The 18037-nt window shown below is 63.6% G+C and carries 17 protein-coding genes; 9 read left to right on the top strand and 8 right to left on the bottom strand.

Annotated elements, in window-relative coordinates:
• Window positions 1-55 precede the first annotated feature (55 nt).
• The 6 genes from ACVWVP_RS20660 to ACVWVP_RS20635 all read left to right on the top strand — a co-directional run bounded on the left by ACVWVP_RS20660 (window position 56) and on the right by ACVWVP_RS20635 (window position 5999).
• Window positions 56-538: an L-2-amino-thiazoline-4-carboxylic acid hydrolase gene (locus ACVWVP_RS20660; protein ID WP_178922520.1), complete on the top strand. Its 483-nt coding sequence runs from the start codon at window positions 56-58 to the stop codon at window positions 536-538.
• Complete coding sequence (locus ACVWVP_RS20655; RefSeq protein WP_457407737.1) at window positions 531-1766, top strand: Zn-dependent hydrolase; 1236 nt, start codon at window positions 531-533, stop codon at window positions 1764-1766. The genes ACVWVP_RS20660 and ACVWVP_RS20655 overlap by 8 nt, the downstream gene beginning before the upstream one ends.
• Before the next feature lie 97 nt (window positions 1767-1863).
• On the top strand, window positions 1864-2454 hold the full coding sequence (locus tag ACVWVP_RS20650) for an antibiotic biosynthesis monooxygenase (protein ID WP_259174873.1): 591 nt from the start codon (window positions 1864-1866) through the stop codon (window positions 2452-2454).
• Entirely contained in the window at window positions 2451-4289 is a 1839-nt protein-coding gene (locus tag ACVWVP_RS20645; protein WP_457407736.1) for an amidohydrolase, read from the top strand. The genes ACVWVP_RS20650 and ACVWVP_RS20645 overlap by 4 nt, the downstream gene beginning before the upstream one ends.
• 31 nt (window positions 4290-4320) lie before the next feature.
• Window positions 4321-4935, top strand: a complete 615-nt coding sequence (gene ycaC, locus ACVWVP_RS20640; RefSeq protein ID WP_178922512.1) for an isochorismate family cysteine hydrolase YcaC — start codon at window positions 4321-4323, stop codon at window positions 4933-4935.
• Between the two features lie 182 nt (window positions 4936-5117).
• Window positions 5118-5999 carry a LysR family transcriptional regulator gene (locus ACVWVP_RS20635; protein ID WP_457407734.1) on the top strand — a complete coding sequence of 294 codons (882 nt, stop codon included), beginning with the start codon at window positions 5118-5120 and terminating at the stop codon, window positions 5997-5999.
• Window positions 6000-6010: 11 nt separating this feature from the next.
• Here ACVWVP_RS20635 and ACVWVP_RS20630 read toward each other — a convergent pair whose 3' ends face one another.
• The 7 genes from ACVWVP_RS20630 to ACVWVP_RS20600 all read right to left on the bottom strand — a co-directional run bounded on the left by ACVWVP_RS20630 (window position 6011) and on the right by ACVWVP_RS20600 (window position 13762).
• A complete protein-coding gene (locus ACVWVP_RS20630; protein WP_457407732.1) occupies window positions 6011-6958 on the bottom strand; it encodes a D-isomer specific 2-hydroxyacid dehydrogenase family protein in 948 nt (315 codons plus the stop codon).
• Window positions 6955-8133 carry an acyl-CoA dehydrogenase family protein gene (locus ACVWVP_RS20625; RefSeq protein WP_259174868.1) on the bottom strand — a complete coding sequence of 393 codons (1179 nt, stop codon included), beginning with the start codon at window positions 8131-8133 and terminating at the stop codon, window positions 6955-6957. The genes ACVWVP_RS20630 and ACVWVP_RS20625 overlap by 4 nt, the downstream gene beginning before the upstream one ends.
• Before the next feature lie 129 nt (window positions 8134-8262).
• The gene (locus ACVWVP_RS20620) at window positions 8263-8946 is read right to left on the bottom strand and encodes a peroxiredoxin-like family protein (protein ID WP_178922504.1); all 684 of its coding nucleotides are present in this window, start codon (window positions 8944-8946) and stop codon (window positions 8263-8265) included.
• A complete protein-coding gene (locus ACVWVP_RS20615) occupies window positions 8943-10292 on the bottom strand; it encodes an LLM class flavin-dependent oxidoreductase (RefSeq protein ID WP_457407731.1) in 1350 nt (449 codons plus the stop codon). The genes ACVWVP_RS20620 and ACVWVP_RS20615 overlap by 4 nt, the downstream gene beginning before the upstream one ends.
• A 15-nt stretch (window positions 10293-10307) precedes the next feature.
• Window positions 10308-11282, bottom strand: coding sequence for an ABC transporter substrate-binding protein (locus ACVWVP_RS20610; protein ID WP_259174866.1), 975 nt, complete (start codon window positions 11280-11282; stop codon window positions 10308-10310).
• Between the two features lie 288 nt (window positions 11283-11570).
• On the bottom strand, window positions 11571-13154 hold the full coding sequence (locus tag ACVWVP_RS20605; protein WP_457407730.1) for a rhodanese-related sulfurtransferase: 1584 nt from the start codon (window positions 13152-13154) through the stop codon (window positions 11571-11573).
• Complete coding sequence (locus ACVWVP_RS20600; protein ID WP_178922500.1) at window positions 13151-13762, bottom strand: cysteine dioxygenase family protein; 612 nt, start codon at window positions 13760-13762, stop codon at window positions 13151-13153. The genes ACVWVP_RS20605 and ACVWVP_RS20600 overlap by 4 nt, the downstream gene beginning before the upstream one ends.
• Window positions 13763-13979: 217 nt before the next feature.
• On the opposite strand from ACVWVP_RS20600, the gene ACVWVP_RS20595 reads away from it, so the two are divergent.
• Both ACVWVP_RS20595 and ACVWVP_RS20590 read left to right on the top strand, forming a co-directional pair.
• Window positions 13980-14885 carry a LysR family transcriptional regulator gene (locus ACVWVP_RS20595; RefSeq protein WP_178922499.1) on the top strand — a complete coding sequence of 302 codons (906 nt, stop codon included), beginning with the start codon at window positions 13980-13982 and terminating at the stop codon, window positions 14883-14885.
• A 173-nt stretch (window positions 14886-15058) separates the two neighbouring features.
• The gene (locus ACVWVP_RS20590; protein ID WP_176995616.1) at window positions 15059-15853 is read left to right on the top strand and encodes a class II aldolase/adducin family protein; all 795 of its coding nucleotides are present in this window, start codon (window positions 15059-15061) and stop codon (window positions 15851-15853) included.
• Window positions 15854-15921: 68 nt separating this feature from the next.
• Here the strand turns inward: ACVWVP_RS20590 and ACVWVP_RS20585 are convergent, their stop codons facing one another.
• Window positions 15922-17004 (bottom strand): LLM class flavin-dependent oxidoreductase, encoded by a 1083-nt coding sequence (locus tag ACVWVP_RS20585; RefSeq protein WP_176995617.1) that lies wholly within the window; start codon window positions 17002-17004, stop codon window positions 15922-15924.
• A gap of 265 nt (window positions 17005-17269) precedes the next feature.
• Between ACVWVP_RS20585 and ACVWVP_RS20580 the strand changes: the two genes are divergently transcribed.
• Window positions 17270-18004 (top strand): class I SAM-dependent methyltransferase, encoded by a 735-nt coding sequence (locus ACVWVP_RS20580; protein WP_457407728.1) that lies wholly within the window; start codon window positions 17270-17272, stop codon window positions 18002-18004.
• Window positions 18005-18037 lie beyond the last annotated feature (33 nt).

Raw genomic sequence — 18037 nt, 5'->3', positions numbered from 1 at the left:
GCACACGGCTATCGCAGGCAAGCCAGCTCCCACATTGGTTTGGAGGAGAGATGAAATGAGCAAGCTGGAAGGTGAACTGGGCATTCTTGCCCGTCGGCGGATCGAGGCCGAAATCATCAAGCCGATCTACGAGATTCTCAAGCGCGAGCAGGGCCAGGCGTTTGCCGCGGCCGTGATTGGCGAAGCCGTGGGCAACGCGGCGATCCAGGCCGGCAAGCATTTTGCCGCGCTGGAAGAGCAGGGCGCCGACCTCAAGAGCTTTGTCGAGCTGCAAGTGCTGTGGGAGAAGGACGACGCCCTCAAGGTCGAGATCATCGCCAGCGATGCCGAGCACTACGACTATGACGTCAAGCGGTGTCGCTACGCCGAGATGTACCACGAGATGGGCCTGGGCGAGATCGGTCACCTGCTGTCGTGCAACCGCGACGAGCTGTTTATCGTTGGCTACAACCCCGACATCGAACTGACCCGCACCCAGACCATCATGGGCGGCGCCCACCACTGTGACTTCCGCTACCGGGCCAAGCCTCATGACTGATCACGCGCGGGTAAACGGCGAGCGCCTGTGGGACTCGCTGATGGACATGGCAACGATCGGCGCCACCGAAAAGGGCGGCGTCTCGCGCCTGGCCCTCACCGATGAAGACCGCCGTGGCCGCGACCTGTTTGTGCAATGGTGCATGGCGGCCGGGTGCAGCATTCGCGTGGACGCGATGGGCAATATCTTCGCGCGCCGCGCCGGTCGCCACGACCACCTGGCCCCGGTGCTGACCGGTTCCCATGGCGACTCCCAACCCTTCGGCGGCAAGTACGACGGCATCTACGGCGTGCTCGCCGGGCTGGAAGTGCTGCGCACCTTGAACGACCTGGGCATTGAAACCGACCGACCCATCGAAGTGGTCAACTGGACCAACGAAGAAGGCTCACGCTTCGCCCCGGCGATGATTTCGTCGGGCGTCTACGCCGGTGTCTTTGACTTGGAATACGGGTTGTCCCGCGAGGACAAATCGGGGGTGACCATTGGCGAGGCGCTGAAAGAAATCGGCTATGCCGGCGCGCATCCGGTGGGCGGCCAAGCGATACATGCCGCATTCGAGCTGCATATCGAGCAGGGCCCGATCCTCGAAGCCCAAGGCGTCACCATCGGCGTCGTCACCGGCGCCCAGGGCCAGCGCTGGTATGAAGTGGAACTGAGCGGGCGCAGCGCCCACGCCGGCACCACGCCCATGGACCATCGCCTGGATGCCTTGCTCGGCTTTGCCCGTGTCGTCGAGGCAGTGAACGGCCTGGGGCTGGAACAAGGCGCCGAAGGGCGCGCCACGGTGGGCATGGCGAACATCTTCCCCAACTCACGCAACGTGGTGCCGGGCCGGGTGTTTTTCAGCGTGGAATTCCGTCACCCGGACGAAGCGGTACTGGCGCGCCAGGACGTCCAACTGCGCGACGCCGTGGCCCGCATCGCCGAGGGCATCGGCTTGCAGCACAGCGTGAAGCAGATCTTCCAGTACGCGCCGATTGCCTTCGACGGCGACTGTGTAGAGGTGGTGCGTGCCTCGGCGCAAAAGCTCGGCTACAGCCATCGGCCGATGATCTCCGGTGCCGGGCATGACGCCTGCTATCTCAACCAGGTCGCGCCCACCGCGATGATCTTTGTGCCCTGTGTGGACGGGTTGAGCCATAACGAGGCCGAGGCCATCTCTCCCGAATGGTCGACAGCCGGCGCCGATGTGCTGTTGCAGGCGATCCTGGCCAAATCCCAGCGCTGACGAGCGCCGATCAAACAGCACGTACATCCAATTTTCATCACCCCCACCCACGGCACACTCCCCTCATCGCTGATCTTTCAAGGCAGAGGGGAGCACCATGGACCCAGCACCAGAGACAGGGCCCGACGAAGTCGTCACCCTGGTCGTCAAACACCTCATCAAGCAAGGCCGCGAGGCCGACTACGAAGCCTGGCTGCGGCGCATCGTGCGCATCGCCGGTGAGCGCCCCGGCCACCTCGGCGTGGACGTGGTGCGCAGTCAACAGAACGGCCTGGCGCTGTTCACCTGTGTATTGCGCTACCGCTCCACCGACGCGCTGGAGCGCTGGCTCGACTCCCCCGAACGCAACGACCTGATCGCCGAAGCCGCACCCATGCTGGCCGACGGCGACAAGACCGAAGTCGGCGGCGTCAACGAGTTCTGGTTCTCGCCCCTGGCCGACAGCGCCGCCAAGCCGCCACGCTGGAAGCAGGCGGTGGTCACCCTGTTCGTGATCCTGCCGCTGACCCTGCTGGTGCCGCTGGTGTGGGGCCCGGTCCTGCGCCTGCATCCCTTTCTCTCCAACTACGTGGTCGCCACCTTCCTGGTGACCCTGACCATCGTGTTGCTAGTGGTCTACCTGCTGATGCCGGCGGCTACCCGCCTGTTCGCTCCCTGGCTCGAAGCCTCTGTAAAGGAAACCCTATGAACGCCGATCTGATTCTGTTCAATGGCCAGTTCCACACCGTGGACCGTGAAAACCCGCGCGCCACCGCCGTCGCCATCAGCGGTGGGCGTTTCGTCGCCGTGGGCACCGACGGCGAGGCCATGGCCCTGCGCGGCAGCGGCACCCAGGTCATCGACCTCAAGGGCCGCACCGTGATCCCCGGCCTCAACGACTCCCACCTGCACCTGATCCGTGGCGGGCTGAACTACAACCTCGAACTGCGCTGGGAAGGCGTGCCATCCCTGGCCGATGCGCTGCGCATGCTCAAGGACCAGGCGGATCGCACGCCGACCCCGCAATGGGTGCGCGTGGTAGGCGGCTGGAACGAATTCCAGTTCGCCGAAAAGCGCATGCCCACCCTCGATGAACTGAACCAGGCCGCGCCCGACACCCCGGTGTTCGTGCTGCACCTATACGACCGCGCCTTGCTCAACCGCGCGGCCCTGCGCGTGGCCGGCTACACCAAGGACACGCCCAACCCACCGGGCGGCGAGATCGTGCGCGACAGCAATGGCAACCCCACCGGCATGCTGGTGGCGCGGCCCAACGCGATGATCCTGTATGCGACCCTGGCCAAGGGCCCGAAATTGCCGCTGGAATACCAGGTCAACTCGACCCGTCAGTTCATGCGTGAACTCAACCGCCTGGGCCTCACCAGTGCGATCGACGCCGGTGGCGGTTTCCAGAACTACCCTGACGACTACGCGGTGATCGAGCAGTTGGCCAAGGACGAACAGTTGACGGTGCGCATCGCCTACAACCTGTTCACCCAAAAGCCCAAGGAAGAACTCAGCGACTTCAAGAACTGGACCGGCAGCGTCACCCTGCACCAGGGCGATGACTACCTGCGTCACAACGGTGCCGGCGAAATGCTGGTGTTCTCGGCCGCCGACTTCGAAGACTTCCTCGAACCCCGCCCGGACCTGCCACTGACCATGGAGCAGGAACTGGAGCCGGTGGTGCGTCACTTGGTGGAACAGCGCTGGCCGTTCCGGCTGCACGCCACCTATGACGAGTCCATCTCGCGCATGCTCGACGTGTTCGAGAAGGTCAACCGCGACATCCCGTTCAACGGCCTGCCGTGGTTCTTCGACCACGCCGAAACCATCACCCCGAAAAACATCGAGCGCGTGCGTGCCCTCGGCGGCGGGATTGCGATCCAGGACCGCATGGCGTTTCAGGGTGAATACTTCGTTGAGCGCTACGGCGCCAAGGCCGCCGAAGCCACGCCACCGATCCAGCGCATGCTCGCCGAAGGCGTGCCGGTAGGGGCGGGCACCGATGCCACGCGGGTGTCGAGCTACAACCCGTGGACCTCGCTGTACTGGATGGTCAGCGGCCGCACGGTAGGCGGCCTGGCGCTGCACGCCGAGGGCTTGCCGCGCCTCACCGCGCTGGAACTGTTCACCCACGGCAGTGCCTGGTTCTCGTCCGAGCAAGGCAAGAAAGGCCAGATCAAGGTCGGCCAATTGGCGGACGTGGCCGCGCTGTCGGCGGACTTCTTCAGCGTCGATGAAGAGGCCATCAAATGGATCGAGTCGGTGCTCACCGTGGTCGGCGGCAAGGTGGTCTACGGCGCCGGCGACTTCGAAGAGTACGCACCGCCACGTGTGCCGGTGCTGCCGGACTGGTCGCCGGTGGTCAAGGTGCCCGGGCACTGGCGCCCGAGTTCGGCGTTGCAGGCGCAGGTCCACCAGTGCAGCGGCCCGTGTGGCGTGCACGTGCACAGCCATGAAAAAGCGCGTCTTTCCAGCGTGCCGGTCAGCGACTTCCAGGGCTTCTGGGGTGCGTTCGGCTGCTCGTGTTTTGCCTTCTGATTACCCAACCCCCCGTTAGGAGATAACCCCCATGGCTTACAACCGTTTGAACAAAGATGACGCCGTCGTCCTGCTGGTCGATCACCAGACTGGCTTGATCTCCCTGGTGCAGGACTTCTCGCCCAACGAGTTCAAGAACAACGTGCTGGCCCTGGCGGACCTGGCCAAGTTCTTCAACTTGCCGACCATCCTCACCACCAGCTTTGAAAGCGGCCCCAATGGCCCGCTGGTGCCGGAACTCAAGGACATGTTCCCGGACGCGCCGTACATTCCGCGCCCTGGCCAGATCAACGCGTGGGACAACGAAGACTTCGTCAAGGCCGTCAAGGCGACCGGGCGCAAGCAGATCATCATCGCGGGCGTGGTGACAGATGTCTGCGTAGCGTTCCCGACCCTGTGCGCGCTGGCTGAAGGCTTTGAGGTGTTCGTGGTCACCGACGCGTCCGGCACCTTCAACGAAACCGTGCAGCAAGCCGCCTGGGCGCGCATGAGTGCGGCCGGCGCGCAACTGGTGAACTGGTTCTCGGTGGCCTGCGAGCTGCAGATCGACTGGCGCAACGACATGGAAGGCCTGGCCAACCTGTTGTCCCAGCGCATCCCGAACTACCGTAACCTGATGAACAGCTACTCGGCGTTTACCAAGTAACCGTTTCTAAAGAACTCTGCTGAACCCTGTGGGAGCCGGGCTTGCCCGCGATGGCGGAGTGTCAGTCGACAACAATGTCTCCTGACACACCGCCATCGCAGGCAAGCCAGTTCCCACATTTTGTTTTGTGGTGTGGCCACTGTCAGGCTATAAAGCCGCTAAATGTCCACCGAGAAGCGACAATGAACCCCTTCGAAGACATGCGCCTGTTCTGCCAGGTCATGGAATCCGGCAGTTTCACCGCCGCCGCCGAGCAACTGGGCCTGTCCAAGCAATTTGTCAGCCGCCGCCTGATCCAGCTGGAAGACCGCCTCGGCGTGCGCCTGCTCAACCGTTCCACCCGCCGCCTGGACGTCACGCCACTGGGCCAGAGTTACTACGAATCCGCCTTGCGCCTGCTCGGTGAAGTCGAGCAAGTGGAGCAGGGCATCGCTGGCCAGAACAGCGAGCCGCGCGGCACCCTGCGCCTGAGTGCGCCGCTGTCATTTGCCATGGCCCATTTGGGCTGCCTGTTGCCGCTGTTCCTGCAACGCCATCCCCAGGTGTCGGTAGAAGTCGATCTCAGCGACCGTCCCGTCGACCTGATCGGCGAAGGCTATGACCTGGTGCTGCGCATCGGCACCCTGGAAGACTCCACCCTGATCGCCCGCCGCATCGCCAGCATCCCGCGGGTGTACTGCGCCAGCCCCGCGTACCTGACCCTGCGCGGCACGCCGCAGAAACCCGAAGACCTCAGTGAACACGACTGCCTGCCTTACGGCCATGGCCGTCAGGTTCAGTGGCGTTTCAAGGGCAAGGTGCAGGCGTTGAACGTGAGTGGGCGCATGCGCGTGAACAACGGCGATTTGCTGCGCGACACGGCCATCGCTGGCCTGGGGGTGACGTACTTGCCCACCTTTATCGTCGGCGACGCGTTGAAGGATGGCCGCCTGGTCACGGTCCTGGACGACTTCGCCCCCGAAGCCCTGACCCTGTCGGCGGTGTACCCCCAGCACCGGCAGAGTTCACGGCCGGTGCAGGCGTTGGTGGAGTTTTTGCGCGAACAACTGGCGCAGGGCTGCTGAAGGAGCCCGCGTCAGCCGTTGGCGAGGTTGGCCAATTCGAGGCCCGCGACATACCGCTCCAGATTCGCCAAAAACGCATCGGCAATCTCATGGCGGCTGTGGGTCGAAATCGCTGATGTGTGGGGCGACAACCGCACCCTCGGGTGCGTGTACAACGGATGCCCATCCGGCAAGGGTTCCGGCTCGGTCACGTCCAGCGACGCCAGGCCGATCTGCCCATTGTCCAGCGCCTCCACCAATGCTTCCTGATCCACCAGACCGCCGCGTGCGATGTTGATCAGGTGCAGCCCTGGCTTCGCGCTGCCGAGCACATCACGGTCGACGATATGCCGCGTCGCCTCGGTCAGCGGCGCCGCCAACACCAGGTGATCGGCACGGGCGAACAGGTCGTGGATGTCCTTGGCGGCCTGCACACCGTCGACGCCAAACGGCGCTGCGCTCTGACGCAACGCCACGACGTTGATGCCCAAGGCCAGCGCCTTGTGCGCCAGGCGTTCGCCAATCGCACCAAAGCCGAGGATGCCCAGCGTGGTGCCTTTGAGCGGACGCAGCGGGGTGAAACTCCACTGTGCATTCTTCACCCAGATGTCCGGCAAATGCTTGGACGCCGCAAAGATCGCCGCCAAGGCGAACTCAGCGAGGTTGTCGGCGGCGCTGCCGCGTGAGGTGGTCACCGGCGGGCCGTTGAACAGCCACTGCGGGTAGAAGTCGATACCCGACGACACCAGGTGCACCCATTGCGCGCCATACGGCCAGCCCGGTGGCGGGGTGTCCGGGGCGGTGTAGCCGCGCACGTTGATCGGGCGCAGCAAGAGGATGTTGGCCTGGGGCGGCAGGTCGCTCGGCACGCCCACGGGTACACCGATCACCTGGGCCTGGGGGTGGTGCGCGGCGAGGCGCTGGCGGATCACGTCGTTGTAATCCTCGTCCAGCTGGCTGGCAATAATCACCTGGGTCATGGGCGTTCCTTCTCACGTTGGGCGAACACCGCTTTGCCGACACCTTGCAACACGGCGTCGTTCTGCGGGGTGTGTACGCGGCTGCACAGCACGTCGCGGTAATGCCGTTGCAGCGGGCTATGGCGCGACAGGCCGGGGTTGCCCGAGGCCTCGATGGCCAGTTCCACGGCACGGATGGCGTTATGGGTCACCAGGTACTTCAACTGCGCCGCGTTGGCGGCCGGGGTGTGGCCTTCGGCAGCGGCGTCGAGCAGGCTGCGGTTGGCAAACAGCAGGGTGTCGATATGGCCGACGGTCTCCTGGAAGCGCGGCAGGGTCGACAGGGCTGCACCGAGGTTGGATGGCTTGCGTTCTTCCAGCCAATTCACCAGCCAGTCGCGCGCGGCCTGGGCCACGGCGTCATACACCGATGACAGCAGCACCGACATCCACAGGAAACCCTCGCCATCCAGCTCCGGCGACGGTGCGCTCCAGGGGCTGACGCCGACGGCGTGGTCCAGCGGCACCAGCACGTTGTCGAGCACCACTTCATGGCTACAGGTGGCGCGCATGCCCAAGTGATCCCAGGTGTCGATGATGCTTACGCCGGGGCTGTCCTTGGGCACCAGCCAGGCGCCGACCAGCGGGTCCGGGTCATCGCTGCGCGCCCACACGCTGAACCAGCTCAGGCCGTGGCTGCCGGTGGAGTAGATTTTGCGCCCACTGATGCGCCAGCCTTCGGCCGTGCGTAGCGCCGTGGTCGCCGGCAGGCCGCCACGGGCCGGGGTGCCGAGGTCGGGCTCGACACGCAGGGCGTTGATCAGCGCGCCGTTGCGCACCGCGTCCTCGGCCACTTGCTGGCGCAGGTGCGCAGGCCAGGTCTTGCTGTCTTGCAGGCGGGTGTGTTGCAGGTACTGCATCACCAGGATCAGCGCGGTGGAGGGTTCACCCTTGGCAATCGCACTGATGGCCTTGCGCGCCTGGGGCAGGCTGGCACCGCCGCCGCCCAAGGCCTTGGGCACGGTGAGGGCGACCAGGCCGTGTTCGTGCAGCAACTTGAAGTTGGCGTGGGGGAAGGCGCCGCTCTCGTCATACAGGTGCGCGGTGCTCGCCAGCTCGGCGCTGAGGCGGTCGAGCAGGGCGTCGAAATTGGCGACTTCCACGGAGCGAAGAGACGGTTGAGACGATGAAGTCATGATGAATGTACTCGGTCAAAAAATGTGGGAGCTGGCTTGCCTGCGATAGCGCTCTTGCAGTTGGCACATTGGTTACTGATGCATTGCTATCGCAGGCAAGCCAGCTCCCACAGGGGAGGGCGAGGTTATTCAGATGGCCAGGCGCACGGGCTGTTGGCCCAGTAAGCGTTCCACCGCCTGCAACACCGGCTCGGCTTCCGTGCGCACCAGCCAGTCCGGGCTGACTTCCACGAACGCCACGGTGCCGTCCCGAGCGATCACCACCACGGTCGGTTGCGGCAATTCCCACGTCCCGGTGCCGGTGGTGTCACCGATGTGATTGCCCTTGGCCAACGCCGCGTTTCGCGAGGCCTCGTCAAAGCTGTAGAGAATGCCCAGCCGCCGCCCGAGGTTGTTGTCCGGGTCGCTGGCCACCAGCAGTCGCAGGGTGTGCCGGGTCTTGATCTCCACCAGACGCTCCGGCACCTGCGGGCTGACGGCTACCAACGGCACGCCCAATTCCCGCAGGCGTGGATAGAGTTGGCGCTCGTAATAAGGCAGGGCGAGGTTGCACGCGGGGCAGCCGGCAAAGCGGAAAAAGATCAGCACCGCCGGGCCGTCGGCCAATAGCAGCTCACGGTTCAGTTCACCGCCTTCCACGTTGAGCAGCACAAACGGGTCCAGCTCGTCGCCGACCTGCACATAGTCGTCAGGCTGCGCTTCGTTCACCAGGCGCTGGCGCTGGTCGATGTTGACCTGCAAGGCGGCCGGCGCCCAGGTGGCCACGCGTTCGGCATGCAGGTCGGCCAACTGACGGTTCAGGGACTCGCTCATGCCAGCGCCTCCTGCTCTGTCTCCACTTCGCTGGCAACGCTGTAGCGATTGACCGGCACGTCCAGGCCCAGGTTGTCGCGCAAGGTGTGGCCGCTGTACTCCGTACGGAACAGGCCGCGCTGTTGCAGCACCGGCACCACCAGTTCGGTGAAGTACTGCAAGCCATCGGGCAGTACCGAGTTGATGATGAACCCGTCGCTGGCGCCGGTCTCGAACCAGGTCTGGATCGCATCGGCGACTTGCTCCGGGGTGCCGACAAAATCGCGCTTGGGCCGCGAGAACCGCAAGGCCACTTCGCGCAGGGTCAGGCCTTCGTCCTTGGCCAGTTGCTTGATGCGGTCGGAGCCGCCTTTCTGGCTGTTGGCGCCCAGGTCGCCGAGTTCCGGGAAGGGCGCGTCGAGCGGGTACTGGCTGAAATCGTGGTCATTGAACGGGCGGCCCAGGGCGACGATCGCATCCTCCACGGTCACCAGATCCACGGCCTGCTGATAACGGCTTTCCACCTCGACTGCATCGCGTCCGACAATCGGGCGAATGCCCGGCAGGATCGACAGGCTGTCGGCGTCACGCCCGAAGCCCTGGGCGCGGCGCTTGAGGTCTTGGGTGTAGGCCAGGCCTTCTTCGATGCTCTCCACGTGTACAAAGATCGCGTCGGAGTGTTCGGCGGCAAAGTTGCGCCCGTCTTCGGAGGTGCCCGCCTGGAAGATCACCGGCTGGCCCTGGCGAGAGCGCGCGATATTCAGCGGGCCCTTGACCGAGAAAAACTCGCCCTTGTGTTTGAGCGCGTGCAACTTGGCGGGGGCGAAAAATTCGCCGCTGTGTTTATTGTAGGAGAAGGCGTCATCTTCCCAGGAATCCCACAGGCCTTTGACCACGTTCAGGTGTTCCTTGGCGATGCGGTAGCGCACCGCGTGCGGCGGGTGCTCGGCCTTGCCGAAGTTGTCGGCGGTGCCGCTGAGCCAGGAGGTGACCACGTTCCACCCGGCACGGCCGCCGCTGATGTGGTCCAGGGACGCGAACTGGCGCGCCACCTGGTAGGGCTCGGTGTAGCTGACGGTCACCGTGGCGACCAAGCCGATATTCGTGGTCAACGCGGCCAGGGCCGACAGGATGGTCAGCGGCTCAAAACGGTTGAGGTAGTGCGGGCTGGACTTGGCGTGGATGTGCAGGCTGTCGGCGATGAACACGAAGTCGAACTTGGCGCTTTCGGCCAGCTCGGTCTGCTGCTTGTAAAAGCCGAAGTTGGTACTGGCATTGGGTTGGGCCTGCGGGTGGCGCCATTCGCCCCAGCCGTGACCGACGCCGTGGACCATGGCTCCGAGTTTGAGTTGACGTGGCTTGCTCATGTTCTGCTCCTTGTTTCAGCGCGAGGCTTGGGAAAGTGGGACACGCTTGGCGTTAAAGCTCTTGTCGAAACCCTGCGACACGTCGATGTGCTTGGGCAGCAGGCCTTCCTGTTGGTAGGTGTCAGCCGTGGCTTGCAGGCCGCTGATCACGCTGTCGTCAATCGCCACCGGGCTCAGGTGAGTGTCCTTGGCCACCTCCAGGTGCACGGCCAGGGGCAGGCCGGTGATCTTGGCTTGGGCGGCGGCGTACTCGTCGGGGTGCACGTTGGCCCAGGCATAGGCCCGGTCGACCCGCGCCACGAAGTCATCCAGTTGCACGCGCTTGTCGGCAATCGCCTGGCTGGTGGCCGCGAAGTACAAGTGGTTGCTCAACAGCTTGTTGCCGCTGATCAGTACACGGGCGTGGCTTTGGGAGGTGACGACGGTGGTGTAGGGGTCCCAGGTGGCCCAGGCGTCGACGGTGCCGTTGTCTAGCACCAGGCGTGACTCGCTGGGCAGCAGGAAGATGAATTGCACGTCCTTGGTGGTCAGGCCGGCGCTGGCCAGGGCCTTGATCGCCAGATAATGGCCGATGGAACCGCGCCCGGTGACGATCTTCTTGCCCTTCAGGTCAGCCACGGTCTTGATCGGCGAGTTTTCTGGCACCAGCAGGGCAGTGGTGTTGCGCCCTTCGGCGTGGATGATGCTGACCACCTTGAGCGAGGCGCCCGCGCCGAGTGCGAACACATAGGGTGCGTCGCCCAGGGCGCCGACATCTACGGCGCCGGCATTCAGGGCTTCACCCAAGGGCGAGGCGGAAGGGAACTCCGACCATTGGATGTCGTAAGGCACATTTTTCGTCTCGCCGGAGACTTCCAGCAGTGCCTTGATGGTGGATTTCTGATTGGCCACCCGCAGCGGTTGCAGGTCGGCGGCGTGTGCGGTGCTGATCAGGCCGAGGGCCAGGGCGGTGCCCAGGAGCAGGCGTTTGAAGGGGGTGGTAAAGACCATGGGATGCAGGCTCCAGGTAGCTCGAAAAAGGGTTTGGCTACCTCCGCCTGGAGAAGGGGTCGGTGAGGACTTAACGTTATGCCCATAAAAACTCCCTGTGAAGTTCTTTTTGGTTATAAGTTAATCATTAAAATATCTGATTATGATTTATTTAATTATTCCTGTTTTGCATGATTTTGAGTGCGGCCTGTAGTGAGCGGGCTCGCCCCGCGCCGCGGTCTCCCAGGCACCTGATACACACCTGACACACCGCCGCGCGGGGCAAGCCCGCTCACTACAAGTTGACGGTCAGATCACGTAGAAACCGTGGGTGCCGTCGCGGGCCAGTTGCGCGACCAGGCCGAACTCCCAATCCAGGTATGCCTGCATGGCTTCCTTGGGGTTGTCGGTGCCTTCGTACGGGCGGCGGTAACGGTCGATGCGCGGTGAAGCCAGGCGGGTCTCGCCTTCTTCCAGCGGCAGCTTTTCGGCGATCCACTGGGTGGTGCCGCCTTGCAGCAGGAACACCGGCTTGCCGGTGAGGGCTTCGACGTCTGCCACGGCCAGGCGCGCCAGTTGGCTGCTGCCGCAGGTCAGCACATAACGCTCGGCGGGCGGCACCTTTGCCAGGGCTTGCGTCAACTGCGCGCGCAAGGCCCAGTAGGCCCCGGGGATATGGCGCTTGACGTAATTGACGCTGGGGGTGAAATCCAGCACGGCGGTGTCGCCATGGGCCAGCCAGTCCACCAGGGTGTGGGGGCTGATCACTTCAGCCTGGGCCGGCGCGGGCACTGGTGCGACCCATGCACCGGTCTCGCTGAAATGCTCAGGCTGCAGGTCATCCAGCACATGCACTTCCCAGCCCAGTTGGGCGAGCCACGAGGCCGACATATTGGCGCGCACGCCATCGTCATCCGCCAGGACCAGGCGTGCGCCGCGCACGCTGGCCACATGGTCGGTTTCCTGCACCAATTGGCCGCCCGGTGTCGAGCGTGAACCCGGCAGGTGGCCGGCTTCGAATTCTTCCGGGGTGCGCACATCGAACAGGTAGGTGGTGCGGGTCGCTTCCTGCTGCCAGCGTTGCAGGTCGGCCAGGGTGGCGCGGCCGACCCGGGCTTTGTCGGCCACGTGGCGTGCCTCCTTGGCGGCGATCTGGCGGTGTTCTTCCGAGGTCGGCGCAAAACGGCGCGACTGGCCATGGGCGAGTTTCTGCCCGGCGAGGGTCCAGCCGATGGTGCCGTTGCGCAGGGCCGACACCGGGTTGGCCACGCCGGCGTTGATCAGCGATTGTGTGCCGATGATGCTGCGGGTGCGCCCGGCGCAGTTGACGATGATGCGGGTGGCCGGGTCGGGCGCCAGTTCACGGGCGCGCAGTACCAGTTCGGCACCGGGCACGCTGATGCCGGTGGGAATGCTCATGGTCTGGTATTCGTCGAAGCGGCGGGCGTCGAGCACCACCACGTCGGCCTGGCTGTCGAGCAGGGCTTGCACTTCTTCGGCGGCGAGGGAGGGCGTGTGGCGTTCGCTCTCAACCAATTCACCGAAGGCTTTGCTCGGCACGTTCACGTCGATGAACAGTTCGCCACCGGCCTTGCGCCAACCCTCCAGGCCACCTTCCAGCAGGCTGACCTGGGTGTAGCCCAGCGCAACCAGACGCTCGGCGGCACGGGCGGCCAAGCCTTCGCCATTGTCGTAGACAGTGACCTGGGTATCACGCCGTGGAATGCGCGAATACACCTCCAGCTCCAGCTTGGACAGCGGGATGTTCGCGGCAAACAGCGGGTGGGCTTCGGCAAACGGCGCTTCTTCGCGCACGTCCACCAGGGCGACTTCTTCATGGTCCAGCAGGGCCTGGCGAATCTGCGCGAAGCTGCGGGTCGATACGGTGGTCATAGGGCAGGGCTCTTTTCTTTGGACAAATCCCAGATGTTCGGGAGGAAGGCGTTGGAATAACCGGAGATAAACAGTTTCTCGCTGCCGTCGGGCTGGTACACCGCGCGGCGCACGGCACCGATATTGGCGCCGTAGACGTGGATGCTGATGGACACCTGGTCGCTGTGGGCATTGCTCACCTGGTGAATGTCGCCGACCTTGGGCGACACCGCTTCCACCTGGCCCGGCACCAACTGGATGGGCTTGCCTTCGGCAACCAGGCTGCCGTCGGGGGCGCGTTCAAAACCCTGGGAGAATTCAGCGCCGCGCAACATTCCGATCAGCCCCCACACCCGGTGATCATGAATCGGTGTGCTTTGCCCGGGCCCCCATACAAAGCTGACGATGCTGAAGCGCTGCCGTGAATCGGCGTGCAACAGAAATTGCTGGTAGCGTTCGGGGTCGGGTTGCGCGAATTCGTCGGGGAGCCAATCGTCATGGCTGACCAGCTGCGCCAGGAGCTTGCCGCCACGGTGCAACAGGTCGCCTTCGCGTGGGTTGCCGTCGATCAATTCAGCCAGGGCGCCTATGAAGGCTCTCAGTCTCTCGGGGTGCTTGGCCTGGGTCATGACAACTCCATCGTGTGGTCGGTGATGATGGGTTTATCTAAGCATAATGTTTATAGTTAATATGCTATTTTTTAATGATTAGCTTATAGCTGTAGGTAATTTAGAACCGGTCTGAATAGTGTTAGACGTTATCGATAGGTCGGTGGGCTATCCAGACCGTGTTCCGACAACTATGCTTCGCACACATCTTAATGACTGTTCTCTATGTGCGGCCCAAATGAAAATTGACGATATCGATGCCTTTGTCGAAGTGATTCGTTGCCAGTCCATCAGCCACGCCGCCGAGTCGCTGCAACTGACCCAGCCGGCCATCACCCGCCGCGTGCAGAACTTCGAGCAGGCGCTGGGGGTGGAGCTGTTCGACCGCAACACCAAGCCCCTCAAGCCTACGCTGATTGGCACCCGGGTGTATGAACAATGCCGGCTGATCCTGCGCGAAATGGATGCCCTGCGTGAGCTGGTCGCGACTGACGCGCCGCCCACCGGCCTGCTGCGCCTGGGCGTGCCGCAGACCATCGGCGATGTGGTGCTGCTCGATGCGCTCAAGCACCTGCGCACCGAATACCCCGACCTGCGCGCCCAGGTCGCCACCGGCTGGGGCAGCCAGTTGGTCGGCAAGATCGAACGTGGCGAATTGGACGCAGCGGCGGCCTTGTTCCCGGCAGGCAAGATCTTCCCGGACAACATCGTCGGCGAGTCCATCGGCAAGATGGAACTGGTGGTGGTCTGCGCCAAATCCCAACTGCCGAAAAAGCCCTGCAAGCTGGCCGACGTGTACCAGAACGGCTGGATCCTCAACCCTGATGGCTGTGGTTTCCGCGCCGGGTTGCAGCGCACCTTGTCGGACCAGGGCCTGGCGCTGCGGGTCAACCTGGAAACCTTCGGCACCGAACTGCAACTGGGGCTGGTGGCCGACGGCCTGGGCCTTGGCCTGGTACCGCGCCCGCTGCTGGAACGCAGTGCCCACCGCGAGCAACTGGCGGTGATGCCCCTCAAGGACTTCAAACCGGTAATGGACCTGTGGCTGATCTACCCGCACTTCCTCGGCAACCTGCAAGGGCCGGTGGACGCCTTCGGCAAGCTGGTGGCGGATTCGCTGCACAAGGTCCGCAACGCCGCCTGACCTCTCGCCATCCCTTGTAGGAGCCGGCAAGCCGGGCTCCTACAGGCTGCTTGACGCTGTTGTGGTTATGAAAAAAAATAATAATTAGCTTAGATTAAAATGTGCTTTTTATTATTTTTTTGCACCCCGTAGGCTTGCCTGGAAGTCCTTAAGGCCATCCAGGAAGTTTTGCCATGAGCAGCGTCACCTCGATTTCCAGCGTTTCCAACAACGTTCGCCAACGCGTCACCCCGGAAGAATGGGAAGTGCGTGTCAAACTGGCCGCCGCTTATCGCCTGGCGGCCTTGTACAAATGGACCGACCACATCTACACCCACTTCTCTGCCCGCGTGCCGGGCCCGGAGGAGCATTTCCTGATCAACGCCTTCGGCTTGTTGTTCGATGAAATCAGCGCCTCCAACCTGGTCAAGGTCGACCTCGACGGCACGATTGTCGACGACCCCACTGGCCTGGGTATCAACTACGCCGGCTACGTGATCCACAGCGCCATCCACGGCGCGCGCCATGACCTGCAAGCGGTGCTGCACACCCATACCCGCGACGGCATTGCGGTGTCGGCGCAGAAGGACGGTCTGTTGCCCATCTCCCAGCATTCCATCGGCTTCTCCGGGCGCGTGGCCTACCACGGATACGAAGGCGTAGCGTTGGACCTGGACGAACGTGAGCGGCTGGTCGCAGACCTGGGTGACAAAAGCGTGATGATCCTGCGCAACCACGGCCTGTTGACCGCGGGTGTCAGCGTCGAACATGCCTTCCAGCAGCTGCAAGGGCTGGAGCGCGCGTGCAACATCCAGATCGCGGCGCAGGCGGCGGGGAATGCGGAGTTGATCTTCCCGCCAGCCGAGGTGGTGGCCAAGGTCGAGAAGCAGGCCGAAGTGTTCAAGGCCGGCGATGGACCGGGTGTGGCGCGGCATTGGAATGCGCTGATCCGGCAGTTGGAGCGTACTGATACGGACTACAAAAACTGATCTTGAGCCCAATGAAGATCTAAAAAATGTGGGAGCGGGCTCCCACATTTGGTTGGGTGGTGATCTTGTTAAGCCACCTGTTTGGCCTGTTCGCGCTCAGCAATCAACTGGCGGGTGAGGGGGATCAGGCGCTTGCCGTAGTCGATCGCGTCATTGAGCGGGTCGAAGCCACGGATCAGGAACGTGGTGATCCCCAGGTCGTAGTAATCCACCAGCGCTTCAGCCACCTGTTCGGCGGTGCCCACCAGGGAGGTGGAGTTACCCTGCGCCCCGAGCAGCCCGGCGATACCGGTCCACAGGCGCTTGTCCAACCGGGTGCCTTGCGCCGCTGCCGCGAGCAGTCGGCGTGAACCTTCATTCGGTGGTTCGCGCCGCACAAAGCCATTTTTTTCCGCCAGCGCAGTGGCCTGTTGCAGGATGCTGTCGGCACGCGCCCACGCCAGTTCTTCGGTTTCGGCGAGGATCGGTCGCAGTGACAGACTGAAGCGAATCGTGCGCCCATGCTTGGCCGCCTCGGCGCGCACCTGGGTCACGATTTCGCGCACTTGCTCATAGGTTTCACCCCACAGCGCATACACGTCAGCATGCTTGCCCGCCACCGCAATCGCGGCCGCCGAAGACCCACCGAAGTACAGCGGGATATGCGGCTGTTGCGGCGACTTCACCGTGGAGTGCGCGCCTTCGACCTGGTAGTAAGTGCCGTCGAAATCGAACGGTTGCTCGCTGGTCCATTCCTGGCGCACCACGCTCAGGTATTCGTCGGTGCGCGCATAGCGCTCGTCCTTGCCGATATGGCTGCCATCGGCACGCAATTCACGGTCGTCGCCGCCGGTGATGATGTGCACGGCGGTGCGCCCACCGTTGAACACATCCAGCGTGTTGAACTGGCGGGCGGCGAGGGTGGGCTGGGCAAAACCCGGGCGGTGGGCGATCAGGAACTTGAGCTTGCTTGTCACGCTCGCCGCGTGGGAGGCGATCAGCGTGCTGTCCGGGCTGTTGGAATGGAACGCCACCAGGGCGCGGTCGAAGCCGGCTTCCTCGTGGGCGCGGGCCACGGTTTCGACGTAGTCCGGTTGCAGGGTCGGGCCGCTGCGCGGGTGGATTTCGGAAGCGTGGTGGCCGCCGATGTAGCCGATGAATTCGATGCTCATGGTCTGTCCTTGTTCAGTGCGTGGTGGTCACCTCCACCGGGCAAGGGGTCGGTTATTCGCCTTCAAAGTAGGGGCAGCGGCAGGGCCTGTAAAATGCCGATTGGTTCTAACCTAATTATTAAAATCCAGAATGATGATTTTTACTGTGTATCAGTAATCTGCATTTTGTGGCTGCATAAAAAATGCCCTTTGCATTCCCGCGGTTGAATTGGTGTTGAGAGTGGTTATCATCACGCCTCGTTCATCAGCCATTGGGAATGCCTTCATGACCACCGCCGATCCGTATGCGTTATCTGCCGAATTCTACGATGTGCTGTGCGAGCAGCAGTGGTTGCAACGCGGCGGGCCTATCGCCCGGGCGCTGCAGGAAGTGGACCCCAACGGGATGATTCTGGATGTCGGCGCCGGCACCGGGCCATGTGTGCAGGTGATCGCCGAGGCCTTGCCCAACGCGCGCATTCTTGCGGTGGAACCTTCGGCCGCCATGCGCGCGGCGCTGGTGGGGCGAATCATGCGCAGCAGCGATTTGCGCCAGCGCGTCACCGTGTTGGCCGGCACCCTCGAGCAGGTCACCTTGCCGCCACGCCTGGCCGCAGCGGTCATCTGCGGCACCATTGGTTACCTCGATACAGCGCAGCGCCAGCACCTCTGGCAGCAACTGGCCGAACGCCTGGATGAGCGCGGCCTCGTCATCGTCGACGTGATGATGCTCAAGGCCCCGCAAACGGTGCCGCTGATGCAGGTGGCCAACGCGGCCATCGGCGAGCACACCTACCACGTCGCCCTGCAGGGTGAGCCCGCCGGCGGCGACCTGATGCACTGGACCCTCGACTACCAGGTGCGTGCAGGCGAGCAGGTGTTGCGCCAGTTCCAGGCCGACCATCACTGGCACACCTTCGGCCTCGAACAGGTCGCCGAAGAGGCCGGCGCCGCAGGGTTTGTCCTTGAGCCTTTGGGCGATGCGCTGATCCCCGCAGCGGTATTGCGCAAGCGCAGTTAATCCCGATTCGGGGGGCCGTTGCGGGTTACGGGC

It is taken from the genome of Pseudomonas sp. TE24901, from assembly GCF_054058375.1.
The sequence above is the reverse complement of the archived record's forward strand: the minus strand, read 5'-3'. Positions and strand labels throughout refer to the sequence as shown.